Consider the following 21,419-nt stretch of genomic DNA (forward strand, 5'->3'; position numbering starts at 1 on the left):
GCCGCGGCCGGCTGAACGCGGCTGCCACGAGGAACCCGAAGCCGCCCGAACGCGGCTGGCACCAGGATCCCGAAGCCGCCCGCGACGACGGTGCCGGCCGGTCAGAGTTCGTCGCTGCCGCCCAGGCCGGTCAGGGCGCCGACCGGGTCGAGGTCGGGGGTGCCGCGGGGCCACCAGTCGTCGGCGCCGGGGTCCGACTCGTAGGCGTACCACAGGCCGTCGCGGCCGAAGCGGAGTTGGACCCGGCCCTGGGGGTGGGTGAGGCGGTTGCGGGCGGGGCGGAACGCGGGCAGGTCGGCGGCGAGCAGCAGGGGGCGGGCGCGGTCGAAACGTCCGGCGGGCGGGTCCCAGGGCTCTTCGAGGACGGCGAGCCCTTCGAGCCCGCCCTGCCGCCAGGCGGCCACCGCGCGGGCCAGTTCGGCCGGGGTGCGGTCGACGGCGGAGGAGAGCGAGGAGTAGAGGGCGCGGGTGCCCGCGGTGAGTCCGGAACCGGGGCGGGCCGCGGCCAGCCGGACCGCGTCCTGCCACAGCGTCAGTTCCCCCGCCTCGTCGTGTCCGGTGCTCAGCAGGGCGTGGGCGCGGGCGGCGGCGTCGGTGGCCAGCTGGTCGAGCGCGAAGGGGTCGGGACCGCCCGGCGCCGAGGGGTAGACGGGCGGCTGCCCGGGATGGGCGGGCAGGGGAAACGGGTTGGGCAGGGGCGGGAGCAGGCGCTCCGCCAGGGCGTCGGTGGCCCGCACTCCGGGGAGCGGCTCGGGATCCCTGTCCTGGGCGGCGCGGGCCGCTCGGGCGGCGCTCAGCCGGGACAGCGCGTCGAGCAGCTCGCGCTCGCCGCGGCCGCGCAGCAGGAGCAGCACGAAGGGGTCGGCGTCCAGCAGACGGGCCGTCTGGAAGCAGAGGGCCGCCGCGTGTTTGCAGGGGTGGCCGTGGTCGGGGCAGCTGCACTGCGGTTCCAGGTCGCCCGCGCCGGGCAGGAGAGGGACCCCGCAGTCGGCGAGGGACTGGGGCATCTCGCCGTCGAGCAGCGCGGCGATGTGCCCCGCGCGGTCGGCGGCCGCGTCCAGGAACTGCTCCCAGTCGGTGTCGTCGAGGGTGCGCAGGCGCACCTGGACGCGGTACGGGCGGGGGCGGCTGCCCTGTACGTAGGCCAGGACGAGTCCGGGGGTCACCGTGATCGCGTCCACGTGCCCCTGTGCGGCGTAGGCCCTGCCGCGCGCCAGCCGCTTGGCGTCCAGCGCGCCCGCCTCCAGCGCGGCGACCCAGGCGTTTCCCCACCAGCTCTCGACGAACCGGCCGTCCCCGCCGTCGCCCTCCCCTACGCCGGTCAGGGGCGGGAAGGCGGGGAAAGTGCGGCGCAGGTCGCCGTCCCGGTGGGGGGAGGCCATGGACCGGGGGGCGCGGGGAGCGGCGGCGGGTGCGGGCGGGGAGGGTTCGGGGAGTGCGGGTGATGCGGGAGGTGCCGTGGCGTCCGGGGCGACGAGGTCCGAGGGGTCGACGCTGCCGAGGGCGACGCGCCCGGGGCCCACGCTCCTGGGGCCGACCGGCACGCGACCGGCCTTCGGGGAATCGGCCGTCGGGGCAGCGGCCTCGGGGGCAACCGTCTCGGGGGCAACGGAGGCCTGGGAACCGGCCTCCGCCTCCGCCGGTGTCGTCGCGTCGGACGGCATCCGGAAGGCGTCGGCGAGCAGCGCCCGCAGTGCGCGGGCCCTGGCGCCGGGGGTGTCGGCGCGTGCGGGGGCAGGGTGGCGGGAGGCCTCGGGCTCGCGCCGGGGCGCGGCGTCGGCACGCGGTTCCCCGGCGTCCGTGCGGGCCTGCCGCGCCTCGGCGCGGGCGGCCCGCAAGGCCTCTCGGGCGACATCCGCGGGGCGGGCGGGACGTGGCTCGGGCGCCCCCTCGTCGGACGTGGCATGTGCGCCCGTCGAGGCAGCGGCGGACGGGGCGGGCGTGCCGGTCGTGCCGTCCTGCGCGGGGCTCCCGGCGAGGGCGTCCCCGGTCCTCCCGGGACTCGCGGACACGTGCTCCCCACGGCTCAGCGAGACGCCAGGGCCGGCCTTCCCGCGACTCGCGGACACGCCGGGGCCGTCACCGGCCGTACCCAGGGGCGCACCGCTGTCCCCGAACCGGCCGCTGCCGGTATCGGTGCGCGTGCCGGTCTCGGTGCCGTCGCCTACGCCCGTGCTCGGGCCGGGGCCGGTACCCGTGCCGGGGCCGTGGTCGGCGCCCGTGCCGGCACGGTGGCCGGTGGCTGTGCCGTGGCCCGGCTCGGTGCCCGGACCCGTGCCGAGGCCGGGGTAGGCGCCCGTGCCGGGGCCGGAGCCCGGCACGGTGGGGACACCGGGATCCGCTTCCGCGCCCGCGCCCGTGGTGCGGCTCGCGGCCATGGCCCGGCGCAGGGCCGCGCGGGCCGCGTCGGCCGGTCCGGGCCGGCTGGTCCCGGGCTCCTCAGCAGCGGGGTGGCGCCCGCTCGGCTCCCCGGTGCCCGCAGGTTCCGTACGGACCGCACGGCCCGGCGGGACCCCGCCGCCCTGCGGGTCTCCCTCGGCTTCTGCCCCGGTCGCGGTCGCTGCTCCCTCGGCGGTCGGCGCCGTGCCCGCGCCCGCACGCTCGCGCGCCGCCCGCAGGGCCCGGCGTGCGGCGTCGGCCGGGCGTTCCTCCACGGTCGGCCCCGCCGCCTCGCCCGGGGCGTGGACCGTGTGCGCCGACGGTGCCTGCTCCGCGGCGGTCACCCCGTTCGGCGGTTCCTCCGCCGACGTCGCCCGCACCGGTGTCTCCTCCGTCCCCATCACGCCTCCCTGCGCAGGGACACCAGGTCGGCCAGCTCACGGTGCGTCAGTTCGGTGAGGGCCGACTCGCCGGAGCCGAGGATCGCGTCGGCGAGGGCGCGCTTGGACTCCAGCATCTGGGCGATGCGGTCCTCGACCGTGCCCTCGGTGATGAGACGGTGGACCTGGACCGGCTGGGTCTGGCCGATGCGGTAGGCGCGGTCGGTGGCCTGTTCCTCGACGGCCGGGTTCCACCAGCGGTCGAAGTGCACGACATGGCCCGCGCGGGTGAGGTTGAGGCCGGTCCCGGCGGCCTTCAGGGACAGCACGAGGACGGGTGTCGCGCCGCTCTGGAAACGGTCCACCATGCGCTCGCGCTCCGGCACGGCCGTGCCTCCGTGCAGGAGGTCCATGGGGATCGCGCGGGCTGCGAGGTGGGCGGCGATCAGCCGGGCCATGCCGACGTACTGGGTGAAGACGAGCGCCGAGCCGTCCTCGGCCAGCACGGTGTCCAACAGCTCGTCGAGCAGGGCGAGTTTGCCGGAGCGGGCGGCGAGCCGGTCGGCGGGTGCGGCCGCCTCCTTGAGATAGAGCGCGGGATGGTCGCAGATCTGCTTCAGCGCGCCCAGCAGTTTCAGGACCAGCCCCCGGCGGGCGATCCCCTCGGCGGTCTCGATGGCGAGCAGCGACTCGCGCACCACCGCCTCGTAGAGCGCGGCCTGTTCACGGGTGAGCGGGACGGGGTGGTCGGTCTCCGTCTTGGGCGGCAGTTCGGGGACGATGCCGGGGTCGGACTTCTTGCGGCGGAGCAGGAAGGGGCGGACCAGCCGGGCCAGCCTGGCCACCGCCTCCTCGTCCTCGCCGTTCTCCACGGCGCGGGCGTGCCGGGCCCGGAAGGACTTCAGGGGGCCGAGGAGTCCCGGTGTCGTCCAGTCGAGCAGGGCCCAGAGCTCGGAGAGGTTGTTCTCGACGGGGGTGCCGGTGAGCGCCACGCGCGCGGGGGACCCGATGGTGCGCAGCGCCTTCGCCGTGGCGGAGTAGGGGTTCTTGACGTGCTGTGCCTCGTCGGCGACGACCAGGCCCCAGCGCTGCCCGGCCAGGGTCGGCGCGGCCGAGCGCATCGTGCCGTACGTCGTGAGGACGAACCCGCCGGTCAGGTCCTCCAGGGTGCGCTCCGGGCCGTGGTAGCGGCGGACGGGGACGCCGGGGGCGAACCGGGTGATCTCCCGCTGCCAGTTGCCGAGCAGCGAGGCCGGGCACACCACCAGGGTCGGTTCGCTGCGGGCGCGCTTGAGATGCAGGGCGATGAGGGTGATCGTCTTGCCGAGTCCCATGTCGTCGGCGAGGCAGCCGCCGAGGCCGAGGGAGGTCATGAGGTCGAGCCAGGCCAGGCCGCGCAGTTGGTAGTCGCGCAGGGTGGCGGCCAGGCCCGGGGGCGGATCGGCGGGCCGCACCCCGGCGGTCAGCCGGTCGCGCAGGGCGGCCAGGGCGCCGACCGGGACGGCCTCGACCGTCTCCCCGTCGACCTCCGCGCTGCCGGTGAGGGCGACGGACAGGGCGTCGACCGGGTCGAGCAGGCCCAGTTCACGGCGGCGCGCCTTGCGGACGAGGGCCGGGTCGACCAGGACCCACCGGTCGCGCAGCCGGACGACCGGGCGGTGGGCCTCGGCGAGGGTGTCCATCTCGGCCTCGCTGAGCGGATCGCCGCCGAGCGCCAGCTGCCAGCTGAACCGCAGCAGGTCCTCGCCCTCGAAGAAGCCGGTGCCGTCGGTGGCCGATCCGGGCGCGGAGCGCACGACCGCCGTGGCGGTCAGGTCCTGGGCCAGGTCGCGCGGCCAGTGCACGGCGACCCCGGCGGCGGCGAGCCGGCCGGCCGCGGCGCCGAGCAGGTCGCCCACCTCCTCCTCGGTCAGGGCCAGGACGTCGGGCGTGTCCTGTTCGGCGAGCCGGTCCAGCGGGGGCCAGACACGGGCGGCGCGCCGCACGGCGAGAGCGGCGTCCACCCGGGCGCGGGGTCCGAAGGCGGCGTCCGCGTCACCCGCCCACAGGGCCGCCGCGTCGGCCACGAGGGTGGGGTCGGCGAGGCTGTGCACCTGGAGGACGGCCGCGCCCGCGCTGCGCACCCGCTCGCCGGAGTCGAACAGGTCGTACGCCGACAGGTCCAGGCGCAGCGAGATCCGTACGCCCGCGTCCATGCCGGCGGCGACCTCGGCGGCCCAGTCGGCGGCGCCGGGCAGTCGCTGCGGGCGGCGGTCGGCGAAGGGCCTGCCGCAGGCGTACGGCGCGGCGGGGGTGCGCGGGAGGGTGTCCGCAACCGCGTCCAGGAAGGAGCGCATCAGCGCCTCGGGCTGCGGCAGCCGCAGCGGCCCGGGGCCGGTCAGCAGCACGGCGTGTCCCTCGTACGGGAGGGCCGCGGCGACCGCCCGCAGATGGGCGATGTCGTCGGGGTCCAGGGGGCCGGCCCGCCAGGCGTCGTGGCCCGTGCGGGTGAGTCCGGGCAGCAGCCGGCCGCGGGCGGTGAGCCGCAGCGCGTGCAGGGCGGCCGCACCCCAGCAGGCGGTGGCGGGGTGGGCCGCGGGGTCGCGGCGGGCCCGCACGAGCAGGGGCAGGGCCCGGTCCAGCGGCAGGGACAGCGCGGGGGCCTGCCTGCGGCGGACCGAGGCGCCATGGCGTCGTACGACGGTGAGTTCGGTGCGTTCGGCGGGCTCGGCGGTGTCCACGGGCAGCGGCGCGTCCGCCGGGTCCCAGAACGCGACGCGGCCGTCGCGCGGGAGCGGGGCGGGCAGGAAGACGGCCGCGAGCCGCAGGGGGACGCTCTCGCGCTCCTGCGCGCGCCCGGCCGCATCGGCCGTGTCGCGCGTGCCCACCGTCCCGCTCGCCTCCACGGTCCCGCTCGTACCCACTGTCCACCTCCCGCCCGTGATTCGGATCAACCGTCTTCGACTCTACGGGCGGGGTCTGACAACCGGCTCCGGCGGCCGGGCCTGGCCGGCCGGACCGGTCAGGGGACCGCGCGCGAGACGACGTAGATCATGGGGTATTTGGGGTTGGAGGTGTTCACCACCACGTCCTGCGTCGGCTGCGGGTTCTTCTGCCGGTGGACGAAGCCCCAGTACGGGCCGGGGCGCGCGGCCGGGCTGCTGAAGTCCCAGCCGGTGATCTTCCGGTCGCGGGCGCCGATGACGATGTCGTCCCGCTTCAGCAGGTCCCGGTCGGCTCCCAGCTCCGCGAGGAAGGCGTCGAGGCCGGCCTGCGTGGTCTGGAACTGCACGTAGAGACGGCTGGTCTTCCAGTTGTTGGTCTCGTAGTAGGCGACCTGGTTCGACGGGTGCGGGACCGGCACCTGGTAGAGGCGGCGCTGCACCTTGGAGGGCCAGCCCGCGGTCAGGCCGGTCGCCGAGTACTTCTTCTCCTTGTCCTTGCCGCTGTCGCGGCTCTGGTCGGCGGAGATCACCAGATAACCGGCCGGGACGCCGATGAGCAGCACGATGATCAGCAGGGTGAGCGCCCTGCGGCGGTTGCGGTGCCGGCGGTCCTCGACCGGGCGGGGCGGCTCGCTGGGGGGTGCGGCCTGGCGGGGCAGTGCGGTGGTCATGCGGTGTCCTGGGTGCGGCGGGCCTCGGAGTACTTCTCGTAGCGTTCGTGGCGTTCCACCCGGCGTCTCTTGGCGCGGCGGAAGCGGCGGGCGACCAGCCGGGCGAGGTCGGCGGCGCCGACCATGCCTGCCTCGGGACCGAGCTGGGCGCGCGCGATGCGGGCCTCGGGGCGGTAGCCGCGGCCGGTGAGCTGGCGCCGGAAGGCGTCGCGCGCCGGGCCGATCAGCAGGTCGTCGGCCGCGGAGACACCGCCGCCGATCACGAAGCAGGACGGGTCGAGCGCCGCGGCCAGGTTGGCGATGCCGACACCGAGCCACTGGCCGATCTCCTGGAGCAGCTCGATGCACATGGCGTCGCCGTCACGTGCCAGCTCGGTGATCATCGGGCCGGTGATCTCGCCGATGTTGCCCTTGACGTGCTCGATGATCCCGTACGCCACCGGGGAGTCGGCCGCGGCCAGCTCCCGGGCCTCCCGGACCAGCGCGTTGCCGGAGCTGTACTGCTCCCAGCAGCCGCGGTTGCCGCACGGGCAGCGGTGACCGCCGGGCACCACCTGCATGTGGCCGAACTCGCCGGCGACCCCGAACTTGCCCCGCTTGACCTGCCCGCCCTCCAGGATCGCGCCCCCGATACCGGTACCGAGGGTGATCATGACGAGGTGGTCCTCGCCGCGTCCCGCGCCGAAGCGCCACTCGGCCCAGGCGGCGGTGTTGGCGTCGTTGTCGACGAGCACGGGCACCGACAGGCGGCCGGAGAGCCGGTCGCGCAGCGGCTCGTTGCGCCAGGACAGGTGGGGCGCGAACAGGATGCGGTTGCGGTCGGCGTCGACCCAGCCGGCCGCGCCGATGCCGACCGCGTGCACGTCGTGCCGGTCCGACAGGTCCAGGACCAGTTCGACGATGGTGTCCTCGACGACCTTCGGGCTCTTGGACTTGTCCGGGGTCTCCGCGCGGACCTTCTCCAGGATGTTGCCGTCGGCGTCGACGACGCCCGCCATCACCTTCGTACCGCCGATGTCGATGCCGACCGTCGGCACCCGGGGCGCGGTGAGGTGCGAGCGGCGCTCGCGGGTGCCCACGGTACGCAGCACGGGGGCTCGGCGGGAGCCGATGGGGGCGCTGAGGTCGCGGTAGGTGCTCATCAGGCCCGATTGTGCCTCACCGCTCCGGCCGGTGGGTCCGGGTGACGTGGGCCGGTGCGCGGCACGGTCGACCGCGGAGCCGCCGCCGTCCGCGGAGCCTTCGGGCCGCGCCCGGGGCCCGGTCGCGACCCGGCACCGCCCCGCGCGCCCGCGCCCGCCGCGGCTCGTGCCGCAGGTCGTCCGGCTCTTCGCCGCCCGCCGTCGGGCCGGCCGGCTCCGCCACGCCGGCGTCCGCGCGGGTGCGGTCGCCGGCCGTCGTACCGCGCGTCGAGGAGTACGGGACGGTCGCCCACCGGGCAGGTGTGACGAGGGTTGCGGGTGATGAACACAACACCGGGACGCCCCGTCCCGTGCCGTCGCCGCAGGACCCGCACATGTGCACGCCCGGTGACCGGGGAGCGTACGGCGGTCACGTTGTCCTGACATTGCGGCGAAAGGGGACGCGCCGGCCCGGGGAGGACGGGCGCGAGCGGTGGGATCAGGGGCGCACGAGCAGTTGGAACTCGAACGCGTAGCGGCTCGGCCGGTAGAGATGGTCGCCGAACTCGACCGCGCGGCCGGTGTCGTCGAAGGTCGTGCGCTGCATGGTGAGCAGGGGGGCGCCCGCGGACTCGGTGAGCCGCTCGGCCTCCGTGGCGGTGGCGGCGCGCGCGCCGATGGACTGGCGGGCGCTGTGCAGGGTGATCCCGGCGGAGCGCATCATCCGGTACAGGCCGGTGGCCTCGAGCTGAGCGGTGTCGAGGTCGAGCAGTCCGGACGGCAGGTGGTTGCACAGGTACGCCAGCGGCTCCCCGTGCGCGAGCCGCAGCCGCTCCACCCGGTGCACCTCGCTGCCCTCGGGCACGGCGAGCGCGGCGGCGACCCCGGCGGTGGCCGGGACGACGGTGTTGACGAGGACCCGGGTCGCCGGGCGCCGGCCGGCCGCCTCCAGGTCGTCGAAGAGGCTGCTGAGCTCCAGGGGGCGCTTGACCTGACTGTGGACGACCTGCGTGCCGACGCCCCTGCGGCGCACCAGCAGTCCCTTGTCGACGAGCGACTGGATGGCCTGGCGGACGGTCGGACGGGACAGACCGAGCCGTGCGGCGAGCGCGATCTCGTTGCCGAGCAGACTGCCGGGGGTGAGCGTGCCCCGCTCGATCGCGGCCTCCAGCTGCTGGGACAGCTGGAAGTACAACGGCACGGGGGAACTGCGGTCCACACCCAGCTCCAGCCGCACGGTGGGGTCCACTTCTGGTTTCGGCACGGTGCGAGCGTAGCCCCGTGGTCGGTTGACGGGAAGTTGTGTAGTTCGGTTGTCCGGACATGCGAATTGACTGTCCATTGACAGCGCGCAGGGTCAGCCACCAGGTTGTTCCCATGCGCATCGGTGTCATCGGTACAGGTCGGATCGGCGCGATCCATGCGAACACGCTCAGCCGTAATCGCGAGGTCGGATCACTGATCCTCACGGACGTGAACCCCGCGAGAGCCCAGGAGTTGGCGAACAGACTGGGCGAGACGGCGGCGCCGGGGGTGGACGAGATCTTCACCTGGGGCGTGGACGCCGTGGTGATCACCGCGACGACCTCGGCCCACGCCGAACTGATCGGCCGGGCGGCACGCTCGGGGCTGCCGGTCTTCTGCGAGCAGCCCATCTCCCTCGACCTGCCCAACACGCTGCACGCCCTCGCCGAGGTCGAAGCCGCTGGAACGATCCTTCAGATGGGTTATCAGCGCCGCTTCGACGCGGGGTACAAGGGGGCCCGCGAGGCGATCTTCTCGGGCCGGCTCGGCCGGCTGCACACCATCCGGGCCGTGACCTCCGACCAGTCCCCGCCCCCGGCGGCCTGGCTGCCGCAGTCCGGCGGGCTGTACCGGGACGCGCTGATCCACGACTTCGACGTCCTGCGCTGGCTGACCGGCCGCGAGGTCGTGGACGTCTACGCCACCGGGTCCGACGCCGGTCCCCCGATGTTCCGTGCCGCGGGCGACATCGACACGGCCGCGGTGGTCCTCACGCTCGACGACGGCACCCTCGCGACGGCGACCGCGACCCGGCTGAACGGCGCCGGCTACGACGTCCGCATGGAACTGGCCGGGGAACTGGACCAGATCGTGGTCGGCCTGGACGACCGTACGCCGATCGCGTCCACGGAACCGACCGGGCCGCCGGCCGCGGACCGGCCGTGGACGGGCTTCCTGGAGCGCTTCAAGCCCGCCTACGAGGCCGAGCTGTGCGCGTTCGTCGAGGTGGCGCGCGGAGAACTCGCCAACCCGTGCGACGGCCGCGAGGCCCTTCAGGCCCTCAGGATCGCCGAGGCCTGCGAGGTGTCCCGGCGCGAGCGCAGGTCGGTCGCCCTCGCGGAGATCCCGGGCGGAGTGATGTCGACTTTACGGTGAGCGGATCCGACGGGTGAGCCGGTCCCGCGGGGCCGGATCGGCGGGGACGGGGGCAGGGGCGGCGGGGAGACGCGGGGGCCGTACGGCCGGAGAGGTCGTACGGCCGGAGATCCGGTTGCGTGGGGGGCTCGGACCTCCGGCCGGTCGCGCCGTTCCTGCGCGTCAACCCGTCAACCCGTCAACCACGGACGAGCGGCCTTCTCAGCAGCCGTAGTTGATCAGGTTGAACGTGACGTAGTGGTCCGCGGTGTAGTAGTCCTCGTCGGTCTTCTTGCCGGTCACGATGCGACGCGCTCCGCGCGTGGACGACCCGGGGGTCTTCACCGTGTACTCGTGGTAGTAGCCGGTCGCCTGCGAGGGCAGCACGCCCTCCCGGTTCTGGAAGACCGCCCCGTCCTGCGAGTACGGGAACGGGCCGCCGCTGTCGATGAGGGCGAGGGTGTCGTACGCCTGGGACGGCAGCTTGGAGTAGCAGACGCTGCCGACCGCGGCGTTCGCCGTCGTGGCGGAGACGGTACCGCCGACGAGCAGGGCGGTGAGGACGGCGGCCGAGGCGCCGATGCGGGTGATTCGTGGGGGGAATCTCATGCCCTCATGATGACGCGCGTAGAGAGTGGCATGTCAATGACAAGACTGCGGATTTTGCCGTCAAGTCCGATGAGTTTTCGGGGAGTTAACCTGAGTTCGCCCTTCGTCGCGGGCCCGTTCAAGACAGGGCGACGCGCCGCCTCCTGACGTACGGCCGGGGCCGCGCCTCGCCGGCGGGAAGGTCCCCGTCGGCGTCCGCGGCCCGCCCGCCTCACCCGGCGTGGGTCGAGAACAGACCGCCCGTCGGGCCCTGCTTGTCGCCGCCCTGGGCCTTCTTCAGGGCGTTGGCGAGGCCCTCGATGGTGAGCGACTGGAGGATGACGCGACCATGGCCCTCCAGGGTCGCCAGGGACAGGCCCTCGCCGCCGAAGACCGCGTTCATCAGGCCCTGGCGGTTGAGGCCGCCGACGCGCTGGACGCCGTAGCGGATGCCCTCCTCGAAGGCGACGACGCAGCCGGTGTCGACCTCGATACGGCCGCCGAAGTCGGCGGGATCCAGGTCGATGAAGTTGCCGGCGCCGGCGATGATCACCGTGCCCCGGCCGGTGAACTTCTCCAGGACGAAGCCTTCGCCGCCGCTCGTGCCGGTACGGCCGCTCTGGAAGGCGATGCCGAAGTCGACGGTGGACTCGGCGGCCACGAAGGCGTCCTTCTCCGCGAACCACGCGCGGCTGCCGTCGAGCTCCAGGGCGCGCATCTCGCCGGGCAGCACACCCGCGAAGCCGACCGTGCCCTCGCCGCCCCGGGCGGTGAAGTACTGGAACGCCAGCGACTCGCCCGCGAGGGCGCGCTGGCCGACCTGCATGGCCGTCCCCATGGCCTGGCGCAGCATGCCTCCCATGCCGCCGCCCCCGCCGGACTGCTGTGCACCGCCGCTTCCCGACGGCCCGGAGAGCCGGGTCTCCATGGTCACGTTCGTGGTCTTGAAGAGGAACTTCCCGGCCTCGCAGTACACGGTCTGGCCGGGGCGCAGGCTCACGACCGCCATCTGCATGGCGTTACCGACGATTTCTTGCTGAAGAGTCACGACGGGAGAACGCGGGAAGCGGACGAAAGAGTTCCGGCCGCCGCCGCACCCGGCCCCCACCACACCCGGCCGGCCTCCCGACCGCCCGCCCGCACGCCTGGGACACGGCGCCCGCCGTGTTCGGCCGTCCGCGCGGGCTTCGGCGGTAAGGTGCCGGAGACGTTGCAGTTTGCACCTGCCGAGGTGTCCGGTGCCGCGCCGGGAGCGCGACCGCCCGCAGCACTCCATCCACGGTGAGGGACGATGATCGTATCGGTGGTGTCGATGCCGGAAGGTGTCGTCACCCGCACAGGACCGGCGCAGGCCCGTGAGCGCCTGCGGGCCTCCGGTCTCGTGATCGTGACCGTCGAGCAGGAGGACGACGACACACCGTCCGACGACCAGCCGCTGTCCCGGCTGCTCGGGGTGGAGGACGAGGCCTGGGAGTGGTTCGGCGAGCCGCAGGACGAGGTGCGGGCCGAGTACCACGGCGACTTCGCCGCCTGCGTCGTACCGGTGGTCCACGGCGGCCGCCGCATCACCCACGTGCAGGTACTGGTCGGTCCGACTCACCTCGTCATCGCCCACCGGGGGCCCGCCGACGCGGTCGACACCTTCGTCGGACGGCTGCCGGTGGACACGCCCGCCGACTCGTTCACCGCGCTGTTCCTGTTTCTCCAGGGTGTGCTGGAGACCTTTCGGCGTGCCGTCACGGACTCCCATCTGGAGGTCGAGGACCTCGAGGAGGCGATGTTCGTGGAACGGCGGCCCGAGCAGGTCCGGATGCTGGCCCGGCAGCGTCGGCGCGCGGCGCAGCTGCATCGCGCCTTCCTGCCGTACGCCGCGCTCGCGCAGGAGGTCCTGGTCCGCCGCCGGATGACGAACCACGGCCTCACGGAGGAGCGGCGAGCGCTGAACAGCTTGCACGAGCACACGGTGCAGCTGGTGCTCCTGGAGATCGAGTCGTTGCGGGACGCCGCCCGGCGGGCCGCGGGAAGTTACACGTCGCTCATCGCCGACCAGCAGAACGTCGTGATCAACCGGCTCACCGTCGTGTCGATGATCTTCCTGCCGCTGTCCTTCCTGACCGGGTTCTTCGGGATGAACTTCGCCTTCCTGACCAGCGGGATGCAGAGCGAGGACTCGTTCCTGTGGCTCGGTCTGGGGCTTCAGCTGCTCGCCGTGGTCATGGCCATGTACTACGTGCTGTACCGCACGCACTGGCGGCAGTTGCGCGTCAACCATGCCCGCGACGCGCTGGACGACCTGGACGCCCTCGACTCCCAGCCCTGACCGCGGCGGTCGGCCCCGGGCCCCGCCCCCGAGTGCCGCCCTCAGCCGCCTCGGTCGCCCGAGCCGCCTCAGCCGACTCAGCCGCCTCAGCCGCCTCAGCCGCCGAGTTCCTGGTACCGCGCGGTGAGCGCGGCCGTGCCCTCCCGGGTCAGGGAACCGAACAGCCGCAGCCGGGAGATGCCGCCGTCCGGGAAGATGTCCACGCGCGCGTGGGTGCCGACGGCCGGGTCCGGCAGGACGAAGCGGTGGCCGGTGTCGGGCTGGAGCCGGGTGCGGGGCAGGATCTCGGTCCAGTCGCCGTCGTCGGCGGCATCGGCGTCGTTGCTGTCCTTCACCGACACCGACGCCCAGCCCGCCGCGTTCCCCTTCAGGTACGCCGTGTCGATCTCGATCGCGCGGATCGCCGACCGGGCGGCCAGCCGGTAGCGGATCCAGTCGTGGCCGGTGTCACGGCGGCGGCGGGTCTCCCAGCCGTCGTCCATCCGGCGGGAACGGCCCGGCCTGATGGTGTTCGCCGCCGGGGAGTAGAACAGGTTCGACGCGTCCTCGGCCCGGCCGCCGTTCTCCAGGGCGACCACGTCGAAGGTGCCGAGCACCGCCAGCCACCCGGGGTCGGGCACGACCTCCCCGTACACCCGCAGGCGCGCGATGCCGCCGTCGGGGTGCTGGTTGACGCGCAGGTGGGTGAGGCGCTGTTCGACCGAGACGGAGAACCCGTTCGCCGCGTGGCCGCCGACCTCGGTGCGCGGGACGAGCGTCGTCCACTTCACGTCGTCGCCGAGCAGTTCCGCCGGGGACGGGGAGCCCGGCACGGACGTGCCCTCGACCGAGACCGCCCGGGGATGGTTGCCGCGGAAGTGGGCGGTGTCGACGACGACGCCCCGGACGACGCCGGGCGCGCCGAGGCGGACCAGCGCCCAGTCGTGGTCCTCGGCCGTCGGCCAGGGGTGCTCGGCCGAGACACCGCGCCGCCTGCGCGTCTCCCAGCCGTCCATGATCTTGCCCTTGTGCCCGAAGCGCTCGGGGTCGAACTCGGCGGGGCCGGGCAGCAGCAGGTTCTCCCGCTGGGCGAAGAACTCGTCGTTGGCGGCGACGACGGCGCCCCCGAGCCGCCGGTCGGCGAGGTCGGTGTGGTGGGTGAAGGGGAAGTCGGCGGTGCGGTAGTCCGCGTACGGGTCACCGCCGCCGTAGGGGTTCGCGTCGCCGGTGAAGCGGACCAGGGGGAGTTCGTGCTGCGCCGTCACGGTGATCAGGTGTTCCTCTCGGGAGCCGGCCGTTGCGGGGCGGGACGCGTCAAGGGGAGCGGGTCAGGGGGTGCGGGTGAGCAGTCGGCCCTTCGGGGCGGTGAACACGCCGTCCGCGAAGATGCGCTCCCCGCGCAGCCAGGTGGACTTCACGACCCCGTGCAGGGTCTTGCCCGCGTACGCCGTGACGCGGTTGCGGTGCTGGAGGGCCGCCGGGTCCACGGTGAACGTCTCGTCGGGGGCGAGGACGGCGAAGTCGGCGTCGTGGCCGGGCGCGACGGCGCCCTTGCGGCCGTCCAGTCCGACCAGCCGTGCCGTGCGGGCGGACATCCAGCGCACGACGTCCTCCAGGCCGTGTCCGCGTCCGCGCGCCTCGGTCCAGACGGCCGGCAGGCTGAGCTGGAGGCCGGAGATGCCGCCCCAGGCGGTGGCGAAGTCGTCGGTCTTCAGGTCGGCCGTCGACGGCGAGTGGTCGGTGACCACGCAGTCGACGGTGCCGTCCGCCAGCGCCCGCCACAGCAGGTCCCGGTTGGCGGCCTCGCGGATCGGCGGGCAGCACTTGAACGCGCTGGCGCCGTCGGGGACCTCCTCCGCGGTCAGGGTCAGGTAGTGCGGGCAGGTCTCGACGCTGACCCGCACGCCCTCGGCCTTGGCGGCGGCGATCAGCGGCAGCGCGTCGCCGGAGGACAGGTGCAGGACGTGCACGCGCGCGTCGAGCCGCTTCGCCTCCGCGACGAGCGCGGCGACGGCGCTGTCCTCCGCGTCGCGCGGCCGGGAGGCGAGGAAGTCGGCGTACCTGGGGCCGCCGCGCTGCGGGGCTGCGTCCAGGTGGTGCGGGTCCTCGGCGTGCACGATCAGCAGGCCGCCGAAGCCGGCGATCTCGGCGAGCGAGCGCCCGAGCCGGTCCCGGTCGAGCTGCGGGAACTCGTCCACGCCCGACGGGGACAGGAACGCCTTGAAACCGAAGACGCCGGCGTCGTGCAGCGGGCGCAGGTCCTCGACGTTGCCGGGCAGGGCGCCGCCCCAGAAGCCGACGTCGACGTGCGCCTTGTCCGCGGCGACCCGCTGTTTCGTACGGAGGTGCTCGACGGTCGTCGTCGGCGGGAGGGAGTTGAGCGGCATGTCGACGAGGGTGGTGATGCCGCCGGCCGCCGCCGCGCGCGTGGCGGTCCAGAAGCCCTCCCACTCGGTGCGGCCCGGGTCGTTGACGTGGACGTGGGTGTCGACCAGGCCGGGCAGCAGGACGTCGTCGCCGAGGTCCTCCAGCCGGGCCCCGTACGGCACCTCGGCGTCGTACGGCAGCACGGCCGTGATCTTCCCGGCACGAACCGCGACCGAGGCGGCGCGTGTCCCGTCCGGGGCGACGACGCGTCTTGAGCGCAACACCAGTTCGGCGTCGGACACCTGGACCCTCTCTCTGCCGCTGTTCGGTTCCGCGCCCTTCCGAGACACGGGATTTACTTCCACGTAACGGAATTCAACTTTCTGTTGAAGGAGTCTTCACTCCCGCCCCCGCGTCGTCAAGAGCGCCCCCGCCCGCAGCGGACCGAGCACCCCCGCGCCTGCGCTTTTCCATCCATCGGAATCGTCCTTCCGATAAGCAGAATGTCATTTCGCTTTCCCGGGCGGTCGGCCCGCTGCCGGGTAGGCTGCTGATCTCCCGCCACGCCGAAAGGAACGCGCCGTGCCGACGTCCAGCGCCAGCACCACCGACTCCGCCAAGTCCGCCAGCGGCGGGGTCCAGTCCCTGGAGCGCGCCTTCGACCTGCTGGAGCGGATGGCGGACGCGGGCGGCGAGGTCGGACTGAGCGAGCTCTCGGTGAGCAGCGGACTGCCGCTGCCCACCATCCACCGCCTCATGCGCACCCTGGTGGCCTGCGGTTACGTACGCCAGCAGGCCAACCGCAGGTACGCGCTCGGTCCGCGGCTGATCCGTCTCGGCGAGTCCGCCTCGCGGCTGCTCGGCACCTGGGCCCGGCCCTATTTGGCCCGCCTGGTGGACGAGACCGGTGAGACGGCGAACATGGCGCTGCTCGACGGGGACGAGATCGTGTACGTGGCACAGGTGCCGTCCAGGCACTCGATGCGCATGTTCACCGAGGTCGGCCGGCGGGTCCTGCCGCACTCCACGGGCGTCGGCAAGGCACTGCTGGCCGACTTCCCCGACCACGAGGTACGGGCCCTGCTCGGCCGTACCGGCATGCCCGCGGCGACGGAGAAGACGATCGTCACGCCCGAGGGCTTCCTCGCGGCGCTGGATGACGTACGGCGGTCCGGGTACGCCGTCGACGACAACGAGCAGGAGATCGGGGTGCGCTGCCTCGCGGTCTGCGTGCCGGACTCCCCCACCGCCGCCGCGATCTCCATCTCCGGCCCGGCGGGCCGGGTCACCGAGGCGGCCACGGAACGGATCGTGCCGGTCCTCCAGCAGGTCGCCCGGGAACTGTCGGAGGCGCTGGCCGGCTCGAACACCGCCAACGCGTAGTCCGCCCCCTCGCACTCCGTCCGAAAGTCAGCGCCGCGGGGGCTCGCCGAAGAGTTCGACCGCCGTACGGACGTCCGCCAGGGCCTGCGCGAGGGCGCTGACCGAGCCGATGGCGCCCGCGATCAGCAGCAACGAGCGGCGCAGCCGCGGGATTTCCGGGGCGCCCCCGGCCGTCATGGCGTTCAGTGCGGCGAGTTCGTCCTCGGCGATGTCCCGGTCGGAGAACTCGGCCGGGTGGGCGGCGAGTTCGCGGCGCAGCCGGGACACCGCGGAGCGCAGCCCCGCCACCCGCAGATCCTCGTCGCTCCCGGTCACAGACTTCTGCTCCACACTCCGCAACACAGTCCTCCCCCTCACCCGTGGCCCACACCCCACACCCGCACCCCACCGTCCCCGCCGCGCGCCCCACGCCCGGCACCCCGTCGGGACGGGCGCCCAGTTAACGCCACCGGGACCCGCGTCCGCCAGTCCGATGCATCGTCAACTTCCTTTGTACGCAAAGGAGATCGAATCGGTCAGAGCGCGCTGTGCCAGACCTGCACATCGCGTGCCCTTCTGCGTCCGGGCGAGCGGGATGATCCTGGCGTCCGTCCGGATCCGGTCGAGGTCCGCGTGGTACTCGATGTCGACGGGGGTGTCGTCACCGGTCGGCCGCAGCGCGTCGTCGCGCAGCGTCAGGTGACAGCCGCTGGTGACGTCGATGCCCTTCCGGTCGAGGTCCGGCGCCGCGCCCGCGTCAACGGTGCGGCTCGCCGAGGCGGTCGGCTCCGGGTTCCCGCCGGTCCGCCCCTCGTCGCCGGCGGGCGTCGTGCCCTGCCGCGCCGGACTCCGGGAGGGCCCGGCGCCCTGGGCCGCCGAAGTGCCCGGCTTCGCCCCCGGTACTGCTCCGGTTTCCATGAAACCCCATGCACCGTCCCGGCCTCCACCCGCATCCTGCGGTATGCAGGGTCCATGACGACTTCGCAGACGACGCCCGGCCCGCCGGTGGTCGTGGGTCTGCTGCTAGCCGCGGGCGGCGGACGGCGGCTGGGCGGACGGCCCAAGGCCCTGCTCACGCATCGCGGACGGCCGCTGGTGGAGCACGCGGTCCGGGTGCTGCGGTCGGCCGGGTGCCGGCGCGTCCACGTGGTCCTGGGGGCGCAGGCGGACGCCGTACGACGGCGGGCGGAGCTCGGCGGCTGCGTACTGGTGGACAACCCGGAGTGGGAGCGGGGCATGGGCACCTCGCTGCGGGCCGGGCTCGCCTCGCTCACCGGAACGGACGCGGAGGCGGCGCTGGTCTCGCTCGTCGACCAGCCCGGCATCGGCCCGGAGGCGGTACGGCGGGTGCTGGCCGCCCACCGGGACGGCGCGTCCCTGGTCTCGGCCTCCTACGCGGGCGTACGCGGCCATCCCGTCCTGTTCGGGTCCGAGCACTGGGCGGGCGTCGCCGCCGCCGCGACCGGCGACCAGGGGGCGCGCGCCTACCTGCGGGAGCACGCGGCATCGGTGACGCTCGTCGAGTGCGGGGACGTGGCCCGGCCGTACGACATCGACACGGAGGCCGACCTGGCCCACCTCGAGTGACGCCGACAGAGCGTTGAGCTTCCGCGATGAGGAAACTAGTATCCATTGATCAAATGCGTCCGGCCGCACTCCCGACGCCGTCCGCCTCACCCGGTTCGTCCGGCACCCGGTGCCACGCCCGCTGAAGGAAGTGACAGCTCATGTCCGCACCAGCGCCGTCCCCGCTGGCCATCGTCGACGCCGCACCGCTGCCCCGGCAGGAGGAGGTCCTCACCGACGCCGCGCTCGCCTTCGTGGCCGAGCTGCACCGGCGTTTCACACCGCGCCGGGACGGGCTCCTGGCCCGCCGGGCGGAGCGCCGCGCCGAGATCGCCCGCACCGCCACGCTCGACTTCCTCCCGGAGACCGCCGCGATCCGCGCGGACGACTCCTGGCGGGTGGCCCCGGCCCCCGCGGCCCTGGACGACCGGCGGGTGGAGATCACCGGCCCGACCGACCGCAGGATGACGGTCAACGCGCTCAACTCCGGTGCCCGGGTGTGGCTCGCGGACTTCGAGGACGCCTCCGCGCCGACCTGGGAGAACGTCGTCCTGGGCCAGCTCAACCTGAGCGACGCCTACGCCCGGAGCATCGACTTCACCGACGAGCGCACCGGGAAGTCGTACGCCCTCAAGGCCGCCGGGGAACTCGCCACCGTCGTCATGCGGCCGCGCGGCTGGCATCTGGACGAGCGTCACCTCGTCGACGCCGACGGCACCCCGGTCCCCGGCGCGTTCGTCGACTTCGGGCTGTACTTCTTCCACAACGCCCGGCGGCTGCTCGACCTCGGCAAGGGACCGTACTTCTATCTCCCGAAGACGGAGTCCCACCTGGAGGCCCGGCTCTGGAACGACGTGTTCGTCTTCGCGCAGGACCACCTCGGCGTCCCGCAGGGCACGGTCCGCGCCACCGTCCTCATCGAGACCATCACGGCGGCCTACGAGATGGAGGAGATCCTCTACGAACTCCGCGACCACGCCTCCGGATTGAACGCCGGCCGCTGGGACTACCTGTTCTCGATCATCAAGAACTTCCGGGACGGCGGGCCCCGGTTCGTGCTGCCGGACCGCAACGCCGTGACGATGACGGCCCCGTTCATGCGGGCGTACACCGAACTCCTGGTCCGCACCTGCCACAAGCGCGGGGCGCACGCGATCGGCGGCATGGCTGCGTTCATCCCGTCGCGGCGCGACGAGGAGGCCAACCGGATCGCCTTCGAGAAGGTCAGGGCCGACAAGGACCGTGAGGCGGGCGACGGTTTCGACGGGTCGTGGGTGGCCCACCCGGACCTGGTGCCGATCGCCCTCGCCTCCTTCGACGCCGTGCTCGGCGACCGCCCGAACCAGAAGGACCGGCTGCGCGAGGACGTCCGCGTCGAGGCGGCCGACCTGATCGCCGTCGACTCCCTCGACGCCAGACCGACGTACGCCGGACTGGTCAACGCCGTCCAGGTCGGCATCCGTTACATCGAGGCCTGGCTGCGCGGCCTCGGCGCGGTCGCCATCTTCGGCCTGATGGAGGACGCGGCCACCGCCGAGATCTCCCGCTCGCAGATCTGGCAGTGGATCGACGCGGGCGTGGAGTTCGAGAACGGCGAGAAGGCGACACGGGAGCTGGCCCGCAAGGTCGCGGCGGAGGAGCTGTCCGCCGTCCGTGCGGAGATCGGCGAGGCCGCCTTCGCCGCCGGCCACTGGCAGCAGGCGCACGACCTGCTGCTGAGGGTCGCCCTCGACGAGGACTACGCCGACTTCCTGACCCTGCCCGCCTACGAGCAGCTCCGGGGCTGAGCGCCGCCCGGCCTCACCGGTCCGAGTGGCCCAGGGAGCGGCCCGGGGCCACTCGGTCGCGTACCGCCTTCTTGACCTCCGTGGGCTCCGGGAAGCCCTGCTCGCTCCGGTCCCACACCACCTCGTCGTTCACCCGCACGACGAACACCCCGCCCGTGCCCGGCTTCAGCGCCAGCTCGGTCAGCTCGGCCTCGAAGGTGGTCAGCAGTTCCTGCGCCAGCCAGGCGGCCCGGGGCAGCCAGCGGCACCGGGTGCAGTACTCGATCTCCACCCGCCGGACGTCCGTCATTGCAGATGCACCGACCAATCCTGTTCCGCGGCCGGCTTGCCGTGCAGATCGGGGACCGTCTTGAGCCAGTCCGGCCGGCCTTGCCGTGTTCTCGCCCGCCGCCGGGCCTCCTCGCCGGCGAGCTCCTCCCCGCTGGGGAAGTCGGTGGGCAGCCAGGCGGCGGAGGCCCGCACCCGGGCGTGCAGATGATCCACGTACGCGCTGCGGGCCTCGTCGGGCGTGGCGAACTCCGGGTCGTCGGCCAGCCAGGCGTCGGGTACCTCGGCGACGATCCGGCGCAGCAGTTCCCCGGTCACCCTGGGGGCCAGCTCGGCGTCGGCCGCCCGGGTGTCCGGTGCGTACCGGCCGAGGGCGTGATGGCGGAAGTCGTAGGCCTTCTGCGGCGCCGCCGAGTCCCAGCGGTGGTGGAAGACGAGCGCGGCCCCGTGGTCGATCAGCCACAGTCGCGGGGGGACCGTGCCGAACGTGGGCCAGACCATCAGGTTGGAGCTGTGCACCGTGCGGTCGACGTTCACGGTCAGGGCGTCGAGCCAGACGATCCGGCCCGCCTCCACCGGGTCGACGTCGAACGTCCCGGCCACGTCGGGCGTGAAGTCCTTGGCGCCCGGCAGATAGTCCATGCCGAGGTTGACGCCCCCGCTGGCGTCCAGCAGGTCCCGCACCTCCTGGTGCGGTTCGTCCGCGCCGAGCTGCGGGTCGAAGCGCACCAGGACCAGTTCGGGGAAGCGCAGCCCGAGGGCGCGGGCCAGTTCGCCCACGATCACCTCGGCGACCAGCGCCTTGCGGCCCTGCGCGGCGCCGGTGAACTTCACGACGTAGGTGCCGAGGTCGTCGGCCTCGACGACGCCGGGGACGGAACCCCCGGAGTGCAGGGGTGTGAGGTAGCGGGTCGCGGTGACCTCTCTCAGCATTTTCTCAGGCCACCCGACCTTTCAGCCTCTCGATCCACGACCGACTCCCGGCGTGCACACTCCGAGAGTCTGCCACTGATCGCGACGGGGGACGCCGGCGGCCGAAGCCTCGGCCGTCTCAGCCGGTCCTCTCGGCGAGGGTGTACGCCACGAGCGCGTTCGCGTGGCCGTGGCCCAGGCCGTGCTCGGTCTTGAGCCAGGAGACGAGCTCCATGTGCTTGGTCAGCGGCGAGGAACGGATCAGGTCCTGCCACTCCGCGACCGGTCGGCCGTACTTCTTCTCGATCGAGGGGAAGTAGCTGGCGGGGCCCTTCACGGGTGCGGTCATGTCGGTCGCGTCCTCCCTGTCGGCCGGTCCGGCTGCGCCGGGCGCCGGTCCTGTGCGCTGTTGTCGGT

19 protein-coding genes are annotated in these 21,419 nt (G+C 73.7%); 5 read left to right on the forward strand and 14 right to left on the reverse strand.

The window, feature by feature from the left end:
- Nucleotides 1-101: 101 nt before the first annotated feature.
- From ACWC24_RS24145 to ACWC24_RS24165, 5 genes are all read right to left on the reverse strand, one after another.
- Nucleotides 102-2,012, reverse strand: coding sequence for an SWIM zinc finger family protein (locus tag ACWC24_RS24145; RefSeq protein WP_450664995.1), 1,911 nt, complete (start codon nucleotides 2,010-2,012; stop codon nucleotides 102-104).
- A 767-nt stretch (nucleotides 2,013-2,779) separates the two neighbouring features.
- Entirely contained in the window at nucleotides 2,780-5,626 is a 2,847-nt protein-coding gene (locus tag ACWC24_RS24150; protein WP_450664996.1) for an SNF2-related protein, read from the reverse strand.
- Nucleotides 5,627-5,760: 134 nt separating this feature from the next.
- Entirely contained in the window at nucleotides 5,761-6,354 is a 594-nt protein-coding gene (locus ACWC24_RS24155; protein ID WP_450664937.1) for a sugar kinase, read from the reverse strand.
- Nucleotides 6,351-7,496: an ROK family glucokinase gene (locus tag ACWC24_RS24160; RefSeq protein ID WP_450664938.1), complete on the reverse strand. Its 1,146-nt coding sequence runs from the start codon at nucleotides 7,494-7,496 to the stop codon at nucleotides 6,351-6,353. Before ACWC24_RS24160 ends, ACWC24_RS24155 begins: the two co-directional genes overlap by 4 nt.
- 478 nt (nucleotides 7,497-7,974) lie before the next feature.
- Nucleotides 7,975-8,712, reverse strand: coding sequence for a GntR family transcriptional regulator (locus ACWC24_RS24165; RefSeq protein ID WP_450664997.1), 738 nt, complete (start codon nucleotides 8,710-8,712; stop codon nucleotides 7,975-7,977).
- Nucleotides 8,713-8,852: 140 nt separating this feature from the next.
- On the opposite strand from ACWC24_RS24165, the gene ACWC24_RS24170 reads away from it, so the two are divergent.
- A complete protein-coding gene (locus ACWC24_RS24170) occupies nucleotides 8,853-9,875 on the forward strand; it encodes a Gfo/Idh/MocA family protein (protein ID WP_450664939.1) in 1,023 nt (340 codons plus the stop codon).
- A 201-nt stretch (nucleotides 9,876-10,076) separates the two neighbouring features.
- On the opposite strand, the gene ACWC24_RS24175 is transcribed toward ACWC24_RS24170, so the two are convergent.
- Nucleotides 10,077-10,463, reverse strand: coding sequence for a ribonuclease domain-containing protein (locus ACWC24_RS24175; RefSeq protein WP_450664940.1), 387 nt, complete (start codon nucleotides 10,461-10,463; stop codon nucleotides 10,077-10,079).
- A 211-nt stretch (nucleotides 10,464-10,674) separates the two neighbouring features.
- A complete protein-coding gene (locus ACWC24_RS24180) occupies nucleotides 10,675-11,490 on the reverse strand; it encodes an AIM24 family protein (protein ID WP_450664941.1) in 816 nt (271 codons plus the stop codon).
- A 264-nt stretch (nucleotides 11,491-11,754) separates the two neighbouring features.
- Between ACWC24_RS24180 and ACWC24_RS24185 the strand changes: the two genes are divergently transcribed.
- Complete coding sequence (locus ACWC24_RS24185; RefSeq protein ID WP_450664998.1) at nucleotides 11,755-12,762, forward strand: magnesium transporter CorA family protein; 1,008 nt, start codon at nucleotides 11,755-11,757, stop codon at nucleotides 12,760-12,762.
- A gap of 95 nt (nucleotides 12,763-12,857) precedes the next feature.
- Here the strand turns inward: ACWC24_RS24185 and alc are convergent, their stop codons facing one another.
- Nucleotides 12,858-14,006, reverse strand: coding sequence for an allantoicase (gene alc, locus ACWC24_RS24190; RefSeq protein WP_450664942.1), 1,149 nt, complete (start codon nucleotides 14,004-14,006; stop codon nucleotides 12,858-12,860).
- A 63-nt stretch (nucleotides 14,007-14,069) separates the two neighbouring features.
- Entirely contained in the window at nucleotides 14,070-15,410 is a 1,341-nt protein-coding gene (gene allB, locus ACWC24_RS24195; RefSeq protein WP_450664943.1) for an allantoinase AllB, read from the reverse strand.
- Nucleotides 15,411-15,690: 280 nt separating this feature from the next.
- Between allB and ACWC24_RS24200 the strand changes: the two genes are divergently transcribed.
- Complete coding sequence (locus ACWC24_RS24200) at nucleotides 15,691-16,491, forward strand: IclR family transcriptional regulator (protein ID WP_450664944.1); 801 nt, start codon at nucleotides 15,691-15,693, stop codon at nucleotides 16,489-16,491.
- A 27-nt stretch (nucleotides 16,492-16,518) separates the two neighbouring features.
- Here the strand turns inward: ACWC24_RS24200 and ACWC24_RS24205 are convergent, their stop codons facing one another.
- Both ACWC24_RS24205 and ACWC24_RS24210 read right to left on the reverse strand, forming a co-directional pair.
- On the reverse strand, nucleotides 16,519-16,833 hold the full coding sequence (locus ACWC24_RS24205; RefSeq protein ID WP_450664945.1) for a DUF5955 family protein: 315 nt from the start codon (nucleotides 16,831-16,833) through the stop codon (nucleotides 16,519-16,521).
- Nucleotides 16,834-16,971: 138 nt separating this feature from the next.
- Complete coding sequence (locus ACWC24_RS24210; RefSeq protein WP_450664946.1) at nucleotides 16,972-17,388, reverse strand: hypothetical protein; 417 nt, start codon at nucleotides 17,386-17,388, stop codon at nucleotides 16,972-16,974.
- Nucleotides 17,389-17,442: 54 nt separating this feature from the next.
- On the opposite strand from ACWC24_RS24210, the gene ACWC24_RS24215 reads away from it, so the two are divergent.
- A complete protein-coding gene (locus tag ACWC24_RS24215; RefSeq protein WP_450664947.1) occupies nucleotides 17,443-18,057 on the forward strand; it encodes a nucleotidyltransferase family protein in 615 nt (204 codons plus the stop codon).
- A gap of 140 nt (nucleotides 18,058-18,197) precedes the next feature.
- On the forward strand, nucleotides 18,198-19,823 hold the full coding sequence (gene aceB / locus ACWC24_RS24220; RefSeq protein WP_450664948.1) for a malate synthase A: 1,626 nt from the start codon (nucleotides 18,198-18,200) through the stop codon (nucleotides 19,821-19,823).
- 13 nt (nucleotides 19,824-19,836) lie between these two features.
- On the opposite strand, the gene ACWC24_RS24225 is transcribed toward aceB, so the two are convergent.
- From ACWC24_RS24225 to ACWC24_RS24235, 3 genes are all read right to left on the reverse strand, one after another.
- Entirely contained in the window at nucleotides 19,837-20,112 is a 276-nt protein-coding gene (locus tag ACWC24_RS24225; RefSeq protein WP_450664949.1) for a SelT/SelW/SelH family protein, read from the reverse strand.
- Nucleotides 20,109-21,023, reverse strand: coding sequence for a HipA family kinase (locus tag ACWC24_RS24230; RefSeq protein ID WP_450664950.1), 915 nt, complete (start codon nucleotides 21,021-21,023; stop codon nucleotides 20,109-20,111). The genes ACWC24_RS24225 and ACWC24_RS24230 overlap by 4 nt, the downstream gene beginning before the upstream one ends.
- A 118-nt stretch (nucleotides 21,024-21,141) precedes the next feature.
- Nucleotides 21,142-21,351: a DUF4287 domain-containing protein gene (locus ACWC24_RS24235; protein ID WP_450664951.1), complete on the reverse strand. Its 210-nt coding sequence runs from the start codon at nucleotides 21,349-21,351 to the stop codon at nucleotides 21,142-21,144.
- Nucleotides 21,352-21,419 lie beyond the last annotated feature (68 nt).

Source organism: Streptomyces sp. NPDC001443 (assembly GCF_053597355.1).